The organism is Syntrophobacterales bacterium, from assembly GCA_019429105.1.
Taxonomy (GTDB): Bacteria; Desulfobacterota; Syntrophia; order Syntrophales; family UBA5619; genus DYTH01.
This window is the reverse complement of the sequence record JAHYJE010000023.1, coordinates 42469-58732: the sequence shown is the minus strand read 5'-3', so window position 1 is coordinate 58732 and position 16264 is coordinate 42469. Positions and strand designations below refer to the sequence as shown.

The window sequence follows — 16264 nt, the reverse complement described above, 5'->3', positions numbered from 1 at the left end:
AATCCGCAGGGATTCCCAGGGGGCATTTTTAAAGCAGTGTTCCTGCTGATGCGCAACGATGGAGCGACCTGTCAGCTCCAGCACCTCCAGGGCGCGGATGATCCGGATGCCGTCGTGGGGATGGATAGCCGCGGCGGCGCGGGGATCCCTGTTTTCGAGCATTTCGTAGAGATAATCCTTTCCCTTCTCACTGATCGTTGCCTTCAGCTTTTTGCGCAGCGCTTCATCCGCCGGCGGCCCGTCTATCAACCCTCCCAGAAGCGCCCGGACATAAAGGCCGGTTCCGCCGACGACGAATGGCTGTTTTCCCGCCTGATGCAGGCATGTTATCGTTTTTGTTGCCATTTCCAGATAGCGCGAGGCGTCGAACGGCTGATCCGGTTCCACGACATCGAGCAGGTGATGGGGAATGCGCCGCCGCTCCTCCGGGGTCGGCTTCGCCGTGCCGATATCCATCTGCCGATAAACCTGCAGTGAATCGGCGCTGACGATTTCTCCCCGAAAATACTCGGCCAGCTTCAGGGCAAACGCGGACTTTCCGACGCCGGTCGGCCCGAGAATGCAAATCAGCCGGTCGCGAAGAACATCAGGGGCGGACATAACCGGTTATCTCCTCTTGAAAAGCTTTTCCAGCGCATATTTGGAAAAGGCGATCTTCAACGGGCGGCCATGCGGACAGGTGGCAATCCCCGGAAAGCGGTCCAGTTCCCGGCAGAGGCTCTCCGCTTCGGCGGCGCTCATCCGCTGATTGGCCTTGATTGCGCCCCGGCAGGAAAGGGAGGAAAATATCCGGTCGCGTCGTTCGAGCAGCGGAATATTCTTGTCAACCCCGCCGCATTCGGACAGCAGATCGGCAATCATCGTTCGCACATCGGAATCCGCGAAAAAGGCCGGCACTGATTTGACGACAACCGAGTCGCCGCCGAACGGCTCTATCTCCATTCCGACATCCGCAAGGATTGGAATAGCTTCGACAAGCAGGGAAAGCTCCCGCGGCGGCAGGCTGATCACCTCCGGGAGCAGCAGGCGCTGCCCGGCGCCGCGCTCCTTTGCCGCCTCGGCCTGCCTTCTCATTTTCTCAAATAAAACACGCTCATGGGCGGCATGCTGATCGATAATTACCAGCCCTTCCTCACCCGCGAAGACAAGATATGTCCCCTCTACCTGCCCCAGATAAAGCAGATTAGTAAAATAATGTTCCCCGACCGCAGCGTCTCCCTCATCAGGAACATTTTCGCGGGGCTGTTCAGGCGTTGAATCATTAATTCCCATCAGCCCTGCCGGCATTTTGGACAATTCGGACAAAGCTGCCGGGCGCTCCGACATTGCAGGCGCCCGCTCATCATCCACGGCCGGATGCGTTTGACGCTCCGGGAAAAATGACGGCGTCTCGGAACTTAGTCCCGGCTGACCGCCAAAGTAGAGTTTCTGCGTACCGGAAGAAATCCGGTAGCGTTTCAGGGCCTCTTCGACACGATCATTATATGAACCAGGCGCCACGACGGCCGTGCGATTATCGGTGCGGTTATATGCTGCCGAACCGCCTTTCTCCGCAAACCCGACCCCGATTGCCTCTCCCAGCGTTTCCACAATGAGACCATATATCTCGCGGGGGTTACGGAAACGCACCTCCATCTTGGTCGGGTGCACATTTACGTCAACCTCGCCGGCCGGAACGTCAACGAAAATTACCGCCAACGGGTAGCGGCGCGGCTCGATGAGGCGGCGATACGCGGTCATCACCGCATGGCTCAGAAAAGAATCCTTTACGAATCTGCCATTTACATAGATGTACATCTGGGTTGCATTGGAGCGGGTAAATTCCGGGCGGGAGACAAAACCATAAACCGACGCGCCGTTTTTTTCCTGCGACGTTTCCACAAGCTGCTCCCGGAAATCAGCCCCCATCGTCAGGGCAATTCTTTCCGAAAGGTCGCGGGCGGCGGGGATATTAAGCTTAGTTTTGCCGTTTGCCGACATCTGGATGCGGATATCCGGACGGGCCAGGGCCAGACGGGTAATCCAGTCGAGGCAGTAGCCCTGCTCCGTCATGTCTCCCTTCAGAAACTTTTTCCTCACGGGAATCGGCTCGAATATGGAAGTCACGAGAATGGATGTGCCAACCGGACACCCGGCTTCTGACTGCTCTTTCAACTCCCCCTCCTCAATAACAAGGCGCGCGCCGAAGGGCCGCTCCGCCGGACGGCTCGTGATTTCCACGCGGGCGATCGAGGCAATGCTCGGCAGGGCTTCGCCCCGGAACCCGAAGGAGCGCACGCTGTACAAATCGTCGAATTGGGTGATCTTGCTCGTGGCGTGGCGGGAAAAGGCCAAAAGGATATCGTCCGGCCCCATCCCCTCCCCGTTGTCCGTCACGCGAATCGACTGGGTTCCCCCCTTCTCGAGCTCCACCGCAAGCTCAGTCGCCCCGGCATCAAGGGAATTTTCGACAAGTTCCTTGACAATCGAAGCCGGCCGCTCGATCACCTCGCCCGCCGCAATCCGGTGGGTCAACGTCTCCGGCAAAATTATTATTTTATTGGACAATTTAACACCTTGTCAAAGGCCTCCACCGGCGTCAGCATTTTTGTCCCCTGCAAATCCTGGCCGAACAGATGGCAAGATCCCGGCGGTCACTGGGGGCAAAAATATCAGCGCTACCCTGTCTAACCAGTTTTTACCAAAAGCAGGGCGTTGGTTCCGTGATGAATTTCCTCCCCGTGCGCGGGGTAAATGGTCCGGGGCTGGATGGAGGCGGCAAGAGAGATGAATGTCTCCTCCGTCTCCTCCACGTTTTCACAAAAGGTATTGAGATGGCCGCCGTCGCGGTCCATATTCAAGATCAGGTCGCCGCAGATAAGCTCTCGGGATGATTCGCTGTACAGGGAAAGGGAATCGGCGGTATGGCCGGGCGTTGCAATTACTTCCCAGTCTCCGAACCCAAGCGCACAACGCTTCAGTTCCTCCTTGCAAAGCCAGCGAATTTTTTCGCGTGGAATCGGCGGACGAAAACGGTTCCCGAATCCCCAAAGCGGGATGCCGGCCAGGCTTTCCACGACAAACTGGAGCGGGTGTCGGCAAAGCCGGAGGCTTTTCAGGGCGACCGGCAGGAATTCGGATGACCAGTTATGCAGACGGGGCAAATCTTGCTCGCCGGTCAGGTAATCCTGGATGCGCCGGTGAAAAAACACAACCGTTTCTTCCGGGCAGGCCCGCAGCAGCCGCCCGATTCCGCCGATATGGTCGATGTGGAAATGGGTGGCAACAATCCCTCGGACGTCTCCCATTTTCCAGCCCGGTTTCCCGCGAATGAAAGCCTTTACCGATTCGGCAGCACCAACGCTGCCCGGATCCACAACAATCAGACCATCCCCGGTCGCAATTACCCAGGAACGAACAAAGCCGCCGTCGGGAACCGCGTAAACCATTTTCGCACCCTCAATCAATCATGCCGGCTTCAAGCGCGCCGATCTGCGTCAGATAATCCCTGAACGCAACCTCCCAATTTCTCATCTCCCGGGGATGGCATCTTCATCAATAATTGACCTGTTTGAGAAACAATCCCTGCGGCGGCGCGGTCAGTTTGGCCCTGCGCCTGTCTTTTGCCTCAAGAATCGCGGCCACCTCCTTTTGCGTGCATTTTCCCAGCCCCGCATAGGCAAGCGTGCCAACGAGCGCCCGCACCATGTAGCGCAAAAACCCATCCGCCTCGATCGAGATCGTTATCATCTCCCCGGCGTCTTTTTCCAGAGTCGCGCCAAGAATTGTGCGCACGTGATCGGCGCTGTCGGTATGGGTTGAACAAAACGAGGTAAAATCATGCCTTCCCTGAAAAACAGTTAGAGCCTCCCGCATCTTCTCGACACAAAGAGGCTCCCAGATAAACCAGGAGTAACGCCTTTCCCTGACCGGCCGGACCGGACGGTTGCAAATATAATACAGATAAACCTTGCTCTTTACGGAAAAACGGGCGTGAAACTCAGGGTCGGCCTCCTCCAGCTCGCGGACGGCGATATCCGGCGGCAGCAGACTGTTGATCCCCAGCAGGAGGCTCTTTTCCGGAAGTATTGAATTTGTATGAAAATTGGCAACCTGGCCCCAGGCATGTACCCCGCTGTCCGTCCTCCCCGAGCCGTTGATCCTGATTTTTTCCCCAGTGATCCGGCCGATTGCCTCCTCTATAACCTGCTGAAGGGAAAGCCCGTTTTTCTGCCACTGCCAGCCGCAATAATCAGTGCCATCATATTCGACTGTCAGCCGGATATTTCTCCTGCCGTCTTTAACCTGCGAATCCAAATATCTCGAACTCTCTCGTCCTGCTCGTTACGCCTCTTGGCCGTCCGGCTCCAAAGCGGCTATCCCCGGCAACACCTTGCCCTCAAGCAGTTCCAGCGAGGCGCCGCCGCCGGTTGAAATATAGGTAATCTTGTCGCTTTCGCCGGCCTGCTGGATGGCCACGTCCGTATCGCCGCCGCCCACAATCGTTACCGCCGCGGAGTTCGCGAGAGTTCTTGCCATCGCTGTTGTGCCGTGGCTGAAGGCCGGTATCTCAAAGACGCCCATCGGCCCGTTCCAGAGGATCGTCTTGGCATTTTCCAACACCTCGGCAAAGAGGGTTACCGTTGCAGGGCCAATATCCAGCCCCATCCAGCCCGGAGTAATCTCCTGAACGGGCACTACCCTGATCTGGGCGCCCGCTTCCCTGCTTTCCGCGATCACGCAGTCAACCGGCAGATAGAGCTTTACACCCAGCTCCTTTACCGCCTTCATCACCTCGGCCGCCCTGCCGATCAGCTCGTCCTCCACAACGGATTTACCGATGCCGTAGCCGAGGGCCTTCAGAAACGTAAAGGCCATGCCCCCGCCCAGGATGATCTTGTCAACCTTCCGAATCAGGTTGGCAACGGCCTCCAGCTTTCCTGAGACCTTGGAACCGCCGACAATAGCGACAAACGGCCGGGCCGGTTTTTCCAGCGCCCCGCCGAAATATTCAATCTCCTTTTTGATCAGAAACCCTGCGCCGCGCATCTTCACAAACCGGGTAATGCCGACGTTGGAGGCATGCGCACGATGGGCGTTGCCGAAAGCGTCGTCAATGTAAATATCAGCCAGACCGCCCAGTTCGGCGGCGAATGCCTCGTCGTTTTTCTCTTCCTCCTTATGAAATCGCAGGTTTTCCAAAAGCAGCACGTCGCCGGCCTGCAAGGCGTCCACCCTCCGGCGGACATCCTCGCCAATGCAATCCGGGGCAAACTGGACATCCTTGCCCAGAAGCCGCGAAAGGCGTTTCGCCACCGGAGCCAGACTCATCTCCGGCACAACCTTCCCCTTGGGACGGCCAAGATGCGAAACGATAATCACCCTGGCCTTTTCATCGAGGGCGTAATTTATCGAGGGGAGGACCGACCGGATGCGGATATCGTCGGTAATGTTTTGAGAACTGTCCAGAGGAACGTTAAAATCGAAGCGAAACAACACCTTTTTTTTATGAATGTCTAATTCGTCTATGAATTTCATGCTGCCTCCTTAATCAATTTATGAACATTAATCTTCGATTTCTGAGTTATAAGCGGCCCCTGCCCTGCGGAAATATCGGGAAAACCCTTTTTCAGTTTATGAACATCAATCTTCGATTTCCGGCTGCCGTCAGGCTTCTTCGATCAAGATAACGGCAAATGCCGCGGCCCCTTCTCCTGCACCGATCATCCCCATTCCTTCATTTGTTTTGGCCTTGACGCTTACAGCAGACCCGGAAATCGCCAGAACGTCGGCAATATTTTGCGCCATCACGGGCAGATAGCCGGCCAATTTCGGCCTCTCCAGAACGATCGTCGCATCGATATTGCGCACCTGATAACCATGTTCAGAAACCAGCGTCCCGACCCGCTTCAACAAAATCAGACTGGAAATATCCTTGAAGGCGGGGTCGCTATCGGGGAAAAGCCTGCCGATGTCGCCCATGGCCAGGGCGCCAATTAGCGCATCGCAAACGGCGTGCACAAGAACATCGGCATCTGAATGGCCGGCGAGCCCCTTTTCGGAGGGAATCTCCACCCCCCCCAGGATAAGTCTGCGTCCAGCCGTAAGGCGGTGGCTGTCATATCCGAAGCCGGTTTTCATCAGAGCCGCCCGATATCGCTCAAGTCTTTTTCCCGGTACTGCAGGATCCTTGCGCAGATCATCATGTCCTCGTGCGTCGTCACCTTGAGATTTTCCCTGTCGCCGGGAATCATCCAGACGGGGATTCCGGCCTTCTCGACGAGCGAGGCGTCGTCGGTACCGTAAAATCCCGTTTCCTCCGCCACGCGGTAAGCGGCAAGAAGAATGTCCCTCTTGAAGGCCTGGGGCGTTTGCGCCAGCCACAAACCGTCCCTAAGCACTGTCTCTTCGATTTTTCCTGTTTTAGCGACCCGTTTCACCGTATCCCGGATGCCAATGCCCGTCGCAACAGCGCCCAGCTTTCCCGCACTTTCGATTGCCCTCTCAATCAGCTCGGTCGTGACAAGCGGCCGGACTCCGTCATGAATGACAATGATCTCCGTTTCATCGGCAATACAGGCAAGCGCATTTCTGATGGAATCCTGTCGTTCATTCCCCCCTGCAACAACGCGCTCAAGCTTCGAAAGGGAGTATCTTTCAACAATTTCTTTCCGCACCTGCGCAACATCTTCCTCCGGAACGGCGAGAATTATTTCATCTATTAATGGTGAATCCTGAAATGGCTGTAAGGCGCGAACAAGAACCGGTTTCCCCAAAAGGAGCAGGTACTGTTTGGAGATGCTGCCGCCCATTCTCCTTCCCGCTCCCCCGGCGGGTATTATCGCCACTGTTTTATGAACATTAAACTTCGTTTTGTGAACATTAAACTTCGTTTTCATGCCGCAGACCTGGGAAACTAACGGCGAATGGCAAATACTCGAAGTATTTACGATTTTTTATCGTTTGCCGCCGTCTTCATTTCGGAAAAAATCATCCGGCCGGCGGTTGTCTGCAAAACACTGGTCACCAGGGCCTCGACATTCTCTCCCTGATAGCGCTGCGCGTTATCAACAATGATCATGGTGCCGTCTTCCAAATACGCAACCCCCTGCCCCGGTTCCTTGCCATCCTTGATTATTTTCACCGTCATCAGTTCACCCGGTAGAACAACCGGCTTCAGGGCATTGGCCAGCTCGTTGACATTGAGAATCTTTATCCCCTGAAGTTCTGCAACCTTGTTGAGGTTAAAATCATTGGTGATGATCCGGCCATTCGTCTTTTTCGCCAGGGCGACAAGTTTAGAATCAACGCCTTTGATCTTCGGAAAATCATGATCTACGACATCGATAAAAATCCCGCTGCTGCGCTGCATCCGGTTGAGGATATCGAGCCCTCGCCGGCCGCGCGCCCTTTTTAGGGAATCGGCGGAATCGGCAACGTACTGGAGTTCATCGAGCACAAAACGGGGGACAATCAGATTGCCTTCCAGAAAACCGGTATCGGCAATATCGGCAATCCGCCCATCGATAATCACGCTGGTATCCAGTATCCGGTAATCACTGATTTCCCGAGCGGGCCCCCAGCCGAACATGCTGACTTCCTCGACCTTCTGCGAGCCGAGAACCAGCCCCATATAACCCAACGCCGCGGTAAGAAGCGTATAAATCCAGGGGACAACCTGGCGGTTCTCCATAATATTGCTGACGAAATTCAAACCATAGGCAAGTAAAAAAGCAATTAAAAGACCAATAAGCATCCCAACTACGCCGCCAAGGATAACCCGCAATGAAACCCGGCGGGCAATCTTCTCAATCTGGATTACCAGCACCGCCGCCAGCGCCCCGACAAAAACGCCGACGATCCATTTCCACCAGTCGTAATAGCTGTGATAGGCGATGAAATAACCGCTCAAGGAACATAAAATAATCAGTATCGCCTTTACAATCAGTGCTATTCACCCCCCTTCATCTGAAAAAACTCCTTCCCCCTGACAGGCGGGATAAAACTTCACTGCACGGTAAAGATCGTATTGATATCCTCTTCGATCTTCGCCTCCTCGGCATTGGCCGCAACGGAAATCTCCTTGACGAGCAGCCCCTTGGCCGTATCCATCATCTTCCGCTCACCAAAAGAGAGGTTCTTGTCGATTTTAAGAACGCAAAGATCCCGCAGAACCCTGGCTATCTCAAATACCGAACCCGTTTTTATCTTTTCCAGATATTCCCTGTATCTTTTGTTCCACGTCTGCTTGTCAATCGTAAAATCCCTGTTTTTCAGAATCTCGTATATCTTGGGGATCTCCTTTTCCTTGATCACCTTGCGCAAACCAGCAGTCTGGGCGCCATCCAGGGGGATCATGATTTTCATCCCATTGCTCATAATTTTCATTATGTAGAACTTCTGCCTGGCGCCTCCCACTTCCCTGTTTTCAATTGCCTCGATGATTCCCACTCCCTGTGCCGGATATACCGCTAAATCTCCAACATTGAACATTTTTACACCTATAGTGTTTAGTTTTGGAGAGCGATGATATCAGGTTTTTCAAGAATAGTCAATACGATTCGCGATGTTTCGAGAAGCTTGCGGGTTATGAACTCCCCTTGCCGGAAATCAGTTTTTTATATGTTCGACAAGGCTTTTTCGTTTTATGAACATTAATCTACGATTTATGAACATTAATTTACGTTTTCAGGGAAGGAAAAAAAGGGGATTTCTGGCCTTATTTTTATTTCTGATCTCAAAATGGAGAGTTGCCTCCCCCGTTCCGGAGTCGCTGCCGATAAAACCAATCCTGTCGCCCTTTTTCACCCGCTCGTTTAAAACGGCAATGCGGACGCCCAGATTGGCATAAACAGATGCATAATCATCCGCATGCTGGATGATCATCGTCTCGCCATAATATTTTAAAGGATCCGAATGGATGACAACGCCATCCCCGGCTGCAACAACGACGGCGCCTTCAGGCGCCGCAATCCGAATCCCGTTGAAAACCATCCGGTTGGGCTGAACGCCAAAAAAAGAGACAACCTTTCCTTTAACCGGCCAAATGAAAATGTTTTTATTAAAACGCACCTGCTCCTGTTTTTCATTTTTATCCGCAGCTTTCTCGGGTTTCAACAATGTGATTTTTTCTTCGGGACTTCCCGCGGCGCTTTTTTTGGCGGCATCCCGGGAGGGATGTATGGTCTCTTCCTTCAGAAGGTCGCCTGCAGCATTTGTCCGATTTTTTTCGGCAACGTCCGATTTTTTTCGGGAATCTTGAACAACTGGGCCAGTGGGGACGGTTCTCTTTTCAAGGACTGGTTCCTTTACGGTGCTTTTTGTCTTAGTTTTTTTAGCTCTGGCAATAATTTCTATTTCGTCGATAACCATTTGTGCGTGGGGGATAAAGATCACGCTGTCCTTCTCGATCAAAGAAGGATTGGTTATATTGTTAATCTCGGCCAGGCCCTGCAGATCTGTGTGGTATGCTTTGGCAATGGCAAAAAGTGTCTCCCCGCTTTTTACCCGGTGATAAACCCCGCTCGGTCCGGCTTCCTTAAAGGGCAACCCCGAACAGGAAATGATGAAAAGCAGAAAAAAGGCAAGGGCGCCCCATCTTCCCTCGGGGGGAACAGGTCGATAAAACTCTTTGTTCAGTTTTTCCATCCGTGTTCACCAATCAGATCTACAAAACGGCACCCGCATAGTTCTTCCTGCTTCACATCTTCAGGATCATCCGAGAGCCTGGTCAGTCTGAGCAGGGTTTGGGAATTGCGTCCCCCCACAGGAATCACCAGACGGCCGCCGATGGCCAACTGTTCGATTAACAGTCTGGGAACTTGCGGGGCGCCGGCGGTCGCCATGATAGCCGCAAAAGGCGACTCCTCGCGCCACCCGAAGGTTCCGTCGCCAACGCGGATGGCAACATTGAAATAAGCGAGGGCATCGAGAATCCTTCTTGCCCCGGCGGCCAAAGCGGCAATGCGCTCGATGGAAAAGACCCGTTCGGCCAGTTCGGCAAGAACCGCGGTTTGATAGCCGGAACCGGTTCCGATCTCCAGCACCCTTTCTCTTCCCGTCAGCTCCAGTGCTGCGGACATCAAAGCCACGATATAGGGCTGCGAGATCGTCTGCTGCTCTTCAATGGGAAGGGGACGGTCGTTGTACGCCTGATCGCGCAAGCCCTCCGCGATGAAAAGATGGCGCGGAACCTTCTCCATTGCCCTGAGCAACCGCTGATCGGAGATCCCCCTTCCCCGAACCTGGATGTCAACCATTTTTAGTCTTTGTTTTTGAAAGATGTCCGCCACATTCCCATCCTGAAAATTCCTTATATTTCAACCTTCGTTACAACATCCCGAGGCAATTGCAAAACTCTCACATTCTGTCATTCCCGCAATGATTTTAAGCGGGAAAACGAAGTTTAATGTTCATAATCTGGTTCTAACTGCTTGAAAAACCGTATTCCCGATAGAAGCATTGTGTACATTAAGCTCCGCTTTCGGGAATGACAAATAGTTTTGCAATTGGCTCTCCCGTTTGTAATCGGGTTGTCCCTTGATACTGTCGATCATGGCTGTTAAACTCATACGGTTTTCCCTCCCTCTTGCAAAATGCGCCCTTGTCAAGCCAATGCAGCGTTTATTTCTGCTAACCCGGCAACAGCGAAGAGGTCAAGAGAAATATTTTAACCCGGGGAAACCCTGCTGCTTGACCCGCAACCGCAAAATGTGAGAAAAGAGATCATGCGCAAGAGAACTTCATCCAGAAAACCGGAACCGCTCGGGGATATCCTCCACAAGGTTCTAAAAAAAATGGACATTCCCCACAAAAGGACCGACCGCCGCCTTTTAGATTTGTGGGAGCGAGCTGTTGGCCCCCTGATCGCCTCGCGCACCCTGCCGGAAAATCTCAAAAGGGGTTCGCTGTACGTGATCGTTTCCACCACGGTCTGGCTTCATCAACTGCAGTTTCTCAAGGAGGAAATCCTCGTCAAGCTTAACGAACTGTCCGGCACAGAAGAATTCCGGCGTCTTTCTTTCTCGATCGGCGAGGTTCCTGAGAGCCCTTCCCAGGCGCCCGACAAGTACCCCCCCGCTTTGGTCATCCAGAAGCTCCGGTTGCGAGACCGGCAAATGGTGGAGCAGAGCCTCACGGCGATCGGGGATCCGGAACTCCGAGCGGCGATCGAAAGGACGATGATCACGGAGATCAGTCGGCGCCGGGCGATTCAAAAGCGGCAAGCTCCCTGAAAATATCGTTCATTGCGGCCGTATATTCCCCGTTTGACTCGTAAATGAGAAGCGGTGGTGGAACGTCCAGACCCTCCCCGCCCCCCTTTGTTCCCTCCACGAGCACAAAAACAGCCGCCCCGCCAGCTCGGGAATAGACAAGTCGCAGCCGCCGGGGTTCGATCCGGAATGAGCGCATCCGGGCGATCAACTCCACCATTCTGGTCGCCGGATAAATTGCAAACATTCGTCCGCCCGGCCGCAGGACGAAAGCGGCCGCGGCGATAAAATCATTCACCGTTCCGAAGACTTCGTGGCGGGCGGCGGCCTTCTCCGCGTCGGGATTGAGCCTGCCCGAGCGCATCCGCCGGTAAGGGGGGTTGAATACCGCGACGGAAAAGGCTTGCGGCCGACAGAGTGATTCCGGAAAGCGGACGTCGGCCTGTCTGATTTCAACCCTGTCGGTCAGGCCGTTCAGGGACACATTGCTCCGGGCAATGGCAACAAGCTGTTCCTGAATCTCGATCCCCAAAACACGCCCGAGACCAGGATGTTGCGCCAGGATAAGCGCAACAATCCCACTGCCCGTTCCCAGCTCAATTATGTCATCGCCGGCATTTAAAATGACGAAATGGGCAAGCAAGAGGGCATCTATCGAAAAGCGATAACCCCTCTCCTTCTGAATGATCCGGAGCCGACCGGCGAGGATCCGATCGATCTTCTCCCCTTCTTGCTGCAAAAAATTGCCATTCATGGCTAATCGATCAGATGGACGAACAAGCCGCTCCGCAGCTTCGGCTCAAACCAGGTGGATTTGGGCGGCATGACCATCCCGGCGTCAGCCACGGCCATCATCTGCTCAACTGTCGGCGGAAAAAGGGAAAAGGCGACGGCAAAACCATCTCTGTCAACAATACTCTCCAGACCGGCTGCACCGCGCACCCCTCCAATGAAGGCAATTCGCTTATCCGTGCGCGGATTATCGATCCCGAGAACCGGCCCCAGGATGTTATCCTGCAAAACGGAAACATCAAGCGCGTCGGCCAGTTTTGCCTTTGACAGCGCCTTTTCACGGGCCGACAGAAGATACCATTTCCCCTGCAGATACATGCCGAAGTCATGGGGTCGCCGGGGCAATTTTTGAACATTAAGCTGCGATTTATGAACATTAAGCTCCGCTTTCTCCGGAAAATTTTTTGCTATCAGAAATTTATCCTCTATCTTTTCCAGAAACTCGTCCCTGGCAAGGCCGTTTAAATCCCTGACGGCACGGTTGTAATCCATGATCCGCAACTGATCGCTGGGAAAAAGTACCGCCAGCATAACATCAGGCTCGTTGAGGGCCTTTTTATGAACATCAAGCCTCGCTTTATGAACATTAATCTTCGATTTCCCGGACGAAAGTTCCGCCCGCAGACCGGCTACCCGGACGGCGGCGGCGGCGCGGTGGTGGCCATCGGCTATGTAAAGGCACTCAACCGGCAAAAAGGCCGTTTGAAGCGCCTTTATATCCGCAAGCTCATCAATTATCCACGCAGTGTGACGAATTCCGTCGTCCGCCGTAAAATCATACTCGGGAACCTGTTTTGCCACCTTTGCCAGTAAGCTGTCTATCTGTTCTTGCCCCCGATAGGTAAGAAATACCGGCCCGGTCTGCGCCCCGATGCAGTCGATATGCAGCGTCCGTCCCTTTTCCTTGGCTTCCAGGGTAAGCTCATGGGTTTTTATCCGGCCTTTTCTGTATTCATCAACGCTGACACAGGCCACGACGCCCGTTTGCACATGCCCTCCCATTTGCTGGCGATAGAGATAAAACGAGGCGGATTCATCCTGACCAAGGATTCCCTCTTTAATCATCCTTTCCAGATTGTCCTTGGCTCTTTGGCAGACAATCTGTTCAGCAGCTTCCTCTCCAACGGGAAAATCGCATCCGGCCTTCTCCACCCGCAGGAAACTGAGCGGATTTTTTCTGATCTGCTGCCGCGCCTCCTCCACACTCATAACATCATAGGGAAGCGCAGCGACTGCGCCGACAAATTCACCCCGCGGCCGCAGCGCCCTGAACGGCTCAACTATTGACATCTTCCTCTCCCTTCTTTCCGAACGGCGCGTCAATTATTGATAATTATAGCATTTTGTATGAAAAACGGCCGCCGTTTCATTCATTTTGCTTGCAAATTCCTAACATACCGGGATAAGGAAAGCAATAATTCTTGCAGAATTTTTTAAAAAAACGGGAGTATGGGAATGGACGATATTACACGCGTATTTATCCACGGATTGGACAGCAGCAGCCAGGGAACCAAGGGAAGCTACTTCAGAAAAAGATACCCGGAGATGATGGTCGGCGACTACCAGGGAACGTTAAATGAAAGGATGAGCAAACTCTCGGAATATATTGGAAGTAAAGACAATATAATCATAGTTGGCTCAAGTTTCGGCGGTCTCATGGCGGCAATTTTCGCCTGTGAAAACGAAAAGCGCGTCCGGCGTCTCGTGCTGCTCGCCCCGGCCCTCGCCTATGCAGACTTCCACGCCCGCTGCCGCGTCCCGCTTCAGTTGCCGGTCACGCTCTACCAGGGAAGCGAAGACACCGTCGTTCTTCCGGAACCTACTTACGAGGTCGCGCAATCCATTTTTCGAAATCTCGATTATCGCCTCGTCCAAGACGACCACAGCCTGCTTGCGACATTCCCGGCAATAGAATGGGACAATCTTTTGGAAATAGGAAGATCATAGCAAGAGGAGAGGACTCCTGTCCGAGTGTCAGCAACCCGCACCCGGCAAAGCGTTAATATTTTACTGCAAGTCATTTTTTCTGCTGTGCGCCGTCATCAGTTTTCGTCTCGAAAAGAAGATATATTTTTCTCACAACCTTTTTCACTTTTTCAACAAAATCGTCCCCCTTTTCGACCCCCTTATCAAGCAACTCTTTGCCGTTTTCTATGGTTTTTTTCCCTTTTTCGTATGCCTCTTTGCCCTCCCCCACCAACTTTTCACCCTTTTCCCAGGCATCTCGCCCCTTTTCCACAACCCTTTCGGAATCGGCTTTCGCCCTGTTGAAGGCGTCTTTAACGCTTGCCTGGTCTGTCCCCGGGTGCTGGAAGTAAAAATAACCCCCGATCGCGATTACGATTATCAATACAAAGAGGGCGATTTTCATCAGGCTTTTGAGGAGGAAATAGACCACCAGCAAAACCAAAAAACCTATCGCTATGGCGATTAGATGGTATTCGGAGGCAATGCCGATTATTCTCTCCATACTATATCAATAACCTCCTGCAAATATCTATTTTCATAATCGTCTCCCCTTAAAGCATTGATGAATCGTTGTCCGCTTGCCGGTTGCCCTGTAAGTTACAGCGCTGCTCAGGGCAGAAATCGCAATTTCCCTGTTGATGAAGTCCAATAACGAGCTGATTGGCCTGTGAGATACACTAAGTCGGGAACAATTGTCAATAATGTTTCGGAATATCAAGCTTCGCCTTGGCGTATTTTTCAGACAATTCTCCAAATGGTCGCCAAAGTGGCTTGTGCCATTGATTTGGAAATCCGCGGAAATGTCTTGCTGCAACAGCGCCGCGGTTAAAAAAGCAGTTTTACTTGACAATGCGAGCTCCGGCGATTAGAGGAAGGGCTAAAAAAGGAAATGACAAGATTGACTGCACAAAAAGATCCAAAAAAAATCGGGGAAATCGTGACGGCGGCGGTTGCCACCCTCGGTTGCAAGTTAAACCAGTGCGAATCGGCGTCAATATCCGCAATGCTTGGCGCCCGGGGATTGACGATTGTCCCGTTCAAGGAAAAATCGGATGCCTATATAATCAATACCTGCACAGTTACAGGAAAAACCGATTATCAATCCCGACAGCTCGTCGGCCGGGCTCTCCGAAAGAATCCGGAGGCAATAATTATCGTCACCGGCTGCTACGCTCAACGAGCGCCCCGGGAACTATCCTCGCTGGCCGGGGTTAATTTCGTCATCGGCAACACCGAAAAGGCCTTGATCCCCGATCTGCTGCTTCAGGCGGGCAAGCGCAGCTTGAATTTAACAAATAGTGGGGAAGCAAGCTTCTTTTCTGAGATCGCCATAAATGAAATTATTGTCGGCGATATCCGCAACGAAAAGGCCATCTCCCCGCTGGGCGCCGCGGTTTTTCCCGAACATACCCGGGCTTTCCTGAAGATTCAGGATGGCTGCGACGCCTTTTGCAGTTACTGCATCGTGCCCTACACGCGGGGAACAAGCCGCAGCCTTTTTCCGGAAGAGATCATGCAGAGGCTGGCGCGACTTGCCGCCCACGGCTATCGGGAGATCGTCCTGACCGGAATCCATCTCGGCGCCTGGGGACGCGACCTACGCCCTCCCGCCAATTTTACCTCCCTTCTGAAGGAAATTGTGGAAAAACAACTGGTTGAACGTCTCCGCATCAGCTCCCTGGAACCGCGCGAGGTGACAACGGGAATGCTTTCCCTGATCGGGGGCTCTGATATTATCTGCCCCCATCTGCACCTTTCGCTGCAAAGCGGCAGCAACAGAATCCTTAAGCAGATGCGGCGCAATTACGATGCGGCCTTTTTCCGGGAACTCGTCCTGAAGCTCCAACGCGCAATTCCTGGTCTTGCCATCGGGATAGACGTGATCGCGGGCTTCCCCGGAGAGACGGAGGAGGAGTTCGCCGAAACTCTAAGTTTGATCGAAGAGCTGCCTCTGGCCTACCTGCACGCATTTCCCTTCTCCCGCAGGCCAGGCACGCCCGCGGCGACGATGCCTGAACAAGTCGCTGATAATGTGAAGAAAAACCGTGTAAAGCTGCTTCGGGAAGCGGGAGCGGCAAAGCGTCGCAGCTTTGCGGAGGGCTTCATAGGAAAGCCGCTCAAGGTGCTCATCGAACGCCGAACCGATAAAGGGACAGGGCGCCCGACCGGATTTTCAGAAAACTACATCCCCGTGGCCGTCCGCGGCAACGGGGTGAAAGTCAACAGCATCGTCAGAGTTGTCCCGGAATCTCTGGACGGTGAGCGCCTCCTTGCGAACGTCATAGATTGTTGACATTTTGAGGATCGAAACA

General features: G+C 53.4%; 17 protein-coding genes. 3 read left to right on the top strand and 14 right to left on the bottom strand.

The window, feature by feature from the left end; genetic code table 11:
• The 11 genes from miaA to K0B01_09370 form a co-directional block, all read right to left on the bottom strand.
• Window positions 1–600, bottom strand: a 600-nt coding sequence (miaA, locus tag K0B01_09420) for a tRNA (adenosine(37)-N6)-dimethylallyltransferase MiaA (protein ID MBW6486354.1), incomplete at its 3' end; no start/stop codon positions are given.
• Between the two features lie 6 nt (window positions 601–606).
• A complete protein-coding gene (gene mutL, locus K0B01_09415; GenBank protein MBW6486353.1) occupies window positions 607–2547 on the bottom strand; it encodes a DNA mismatch repair endonuclease MutL in 1941 nt (646 codons plus the stop codon).
• Between the two features lie 119 nt (window positions 2548–2666).
• Complete coding sequence (locus K0B01_09410) at window positions 2667–3428, bottom strand: MBL fold metallo-hydrolase (protein ID MBW6486352.1); 762 nt, start codon at window positions 3426–3428, stop codon at window positions 2667–2669.
• 106 nt (window positions 3429–3534) lie between these two features.
• Window positions 3535–4296 (bottom strand): tRNA pseudouridine(38-40) synthase TruA, encoded by a 762-nt coding sequence (gene truA / locus K0B01_09405; GenBank protein MBW6486351.1) that lies wholly within the window; start codon window positions 4294–4296, stop codon window positions 3535–3537.
• A gap of 27 nt (window positions 4297–4323) precedes the next feature.
• Window positions 4324–5517, bottom strand: a complete 1194-nt coding sequence (locus K0B01_09400) for a phosphoglycerate kinase (protein MBW6486350.1) — start codon at window positions 5515–5517, stop codon at window positions 4324–4326.
• 129 nt (window positions 5518–5646) lie between these two features.
• Window positions 5647–6120 (bottom strand): 2-C-methyl-D-erythritol 2,4-cyclodiphosphate synthase, encoded by a 474-nt coding sequence (ispF, locus tag K0B01_09395; protein ID MBW6486349.1) that lies wholly within the window; start codon window positions 6118–6120, stop codon window positions 5647–5649.
• A complete protein-coding gene (ispD, locus tag K0B01_09390; protein MBW6486348.1) occupies window positions 6120–6878 on the bottom strand; it encodes a 2-C-methyl-D-erythritol 4-phosphate cytidylyltransferase in 759 nt (252 codons plus the stop codon). The genes ispF and ispD overlap by 1 nt, the downstream gene beginning before the upstream one ends.
• A gap of 47 nt (window positions 6879–6925) precedes the next feature.
• Window positions 6926–7933 (bottom strand): PIN domain-containing protein, encoded by a 1008-nt coding sequence (locus tag K0B01_09385; protein ID MBW6486347.1) that lies wholly within the window; start codon window positions 7931–7933, stop codon window positions 6926–6928.
• 53 nt (window positions 7934–7986) lie between these two features.
• Window positions 7987–8472 (bottom strand): CarD family transcriptional regulator, encoded by a 486-nt coding sequence (locus K0B01_09380; GenBank protein MBW6486346.1) that lies wholly within the window; start codon window positions 8470–8472, stop codon window positions 7987–7989.
• Between the two features lie 195 nt (window positions 8473–8667).
• Window positions 8668–9627, bottom strand: a complete 960-nt coding sequence (locus tag K0B01_09375; protein MBW6486345.1) for a M23 family metallopeptidase — start codon at window positions 9625–9627, stop codon at window positions 8668–8670.
• On the bottom strand, window positions 9615–10238 hold the full coding sequence (locus tag K0B01_09370) for a protein-L-isoaspartate(D-aspartate) O-methyltransferase (protein MBW6486344.1): 624 nt from the start codon (window positions 10236–10238) through the stop codon (window positions 9615–9617). The genes K0B01_09375 and K0B01_09370 overlap by 13 nt, the downstream gene beginning before the upstream one ends.
• A gap of 468 nt (window positions 10239–10706) precedes the next feature.
• Here K0B01_09370 and K0B01_09365 point away from each other — a divergent pair, with 468 nt between their 5' ends.
• On the top strand, window positions 10707–11213 hold the full coding sequence (locus tag K0B01_09365) for a DUF721 domain-containing protein (protein MBW6486343.1): 507 nt from the start codon (window positions 10707–10709) through the stop codon (window positions 11211–11213).
• On the opposite strand, the gene K0B01_09360 is transcribed toward K0B01_09365, so the two are convergent.
• Both K0B01_09360 and K0B01_09355 read right to left on the bottom strand, forming a co-directional pair.
• Window positions 11173–11946 carry a methyltransferase gene (locus K0B01_09360; protein MBW6486342.1) on the bottom strand — a complete coding sequence of 258 codons (774 nt, stop codon included), beginning with the start codon at window positions 11944–11946 and terminating at the stop codon, window positions 11173–11175. The genes K0B01_09365 and K0B01_09360 overlap by 41 nt on opposite strands.
• Window positions 11947–11948: 2 nt before the next feature.
• Window positions 11949–13274 carry a DUF1015 family protein gene (locus tag K0B01_09355; protein MBW6486341.1) on the bottom strand — a complete coding sequence of 442 codons (1326 nt, stop codon included), beginning with the start codon at window positions 13272–13274 and terminating at the stop codon, window positions 11949–11951.
• Between the two features lie 165 nt (window positions 13275–13439).
• On the opposite strand from K0B01_09355, the gene K0B01_09350 reads away from it, so the two are divergent.
• Window positions 13440–13931, top strand: a complete 492-nt coding sequence (locus tag K0B01_09350; GenBank protein MBW6486340.1) for an alpha/beta fold hydrolase — start codon at window positions 13440–13442, stop codon at window positions 13929–13931.
• A gap of 70 nt (window positions 13932–14001) precedes the next feature.
• Here K0B01_09350 and K0B01_09345 read toward each other — a convergent pair whose 3' ends face one another.
• Window positions 14002–14454, bottom strand: coding sequence for a hypothetical protein (locus tag K0B01_09345; protein MBW6486339.1), 453 nt, complete (start codon window positions 14452–14454; stop codon window positions 14002–14004).
• Between the two features lie 387 nt (window positions 14455–14841).
• On the opposite strand from K0B01_09345, the gene mtaB reads away from it, so the two are divergent.
• On the top strand, window positions 14842–16245 hold the full coding sequence (mtaB, locus tag K0B01_09340) for a tRNA (N(6)-L-threonylcarbamoyladenosine(37)-C(2))-methylthiotransferase MtaB (protein ID MBW6486338.1): 1404 nt from the start codon (window positions 14842–14844) through the stop codon (window positions 16243–16245).
• The last annotated feature ends 19 nt before the right edge of the window (window positions 16246–16264 follow it).

Excerpts from the sequence above, each read along its gene's own strand:
- K0B01_09350 (MBW6486340.1), top strand. The coding sequence starts at position 13,440 with ATGGACGATATTACACGCGTATTTATCCACGGATTGGACAGCAGCAGC.
- K0B01_09400 (MBW6486350.1), bottom strand. The coding sequence starts at position 5,517 with ATGAAATTCATAGACGAATTAGACATTCATAAAAAAAAGGTGTTGTTT.
- ispF (MBW6486349.1), bottom strand. The coding sequence starts at position 6,120 with ATGAAAACCGGCTTCGGATATGACAGCCACCGCCTTACGGCTGGACGC.
- K0B01_09345 (MBW6486339.1), bottom strand. The coding sequence starts at position 14,454 with ATGGAGAGAATAATCGGCATTGCCTCCGAATACCATCTAATCGCCATA.
- K0B01_09370 (MBW6486344.1), bottom strand. The coding sequence starts at position 10,238 with ATGGTTGACATCCAGGTTCGGGGAAGGGGGATCTCCGATCAGCGGTTG.
- K0B01_09410 (MBW6486352.1), bottom strand. The coding sequence starts at position 3,428 with ATGGTTTACGCGGTTCCCGACGGCGGCTTTGTTCGTTCCTGGGTAATT.
- ispD (MBW6486348.1), bottom strand. The coding sequence starts at position 6,878 with ATGAAAACGAAGTTTAATGTTCACAAAACGAAGTTTAATGTTCATAAA.
- K0B01_09380 (MBW6486346.1), bottom strand. The coding sequence starts at position 8,472 with ATGTTCAATGTTGGAGATTTAGCGGTATATCCGGCACAGGGAGTGGGA.
- K0B01_09375 (MBW6486345.1), bottom strand. The coding sequence starts at position 9,627 with ATGGAAAAACTGAACAAAGAGTTTTATCGACCTGTTCCCCCCGAGGGA.
- K0B01_09355 (MBW6486341.1), bottom strand. The coding sequence starts at position 13,274 with ATGTCAATAGTTGAGCCGTTCAGGGCGCTGCGGCCGCGGGGTGAATTT.
- mtaB (MBW6486338.1), top strand. The coding sequence starts at position 14,842 with ATGACAAGATTGACTGCACAAAAAGATCCAAAAAAAATCGGGGAAATC.
- K0B01_09360 (MBW6486342.1), bottom strand. The coding sequence starts at position 11,946 with ATGAATGGCAATTTTTTGCAGCAAGAAGGGGAGAAGATCGATCGGATC.
- K0B01_09365 (MBW6486343.1), top strand. The coding sequence starts at position 10,707 with ATGCGCAAGAGAACTTCATCCAGAAAACCGGAACCGCTCGGGGATATC.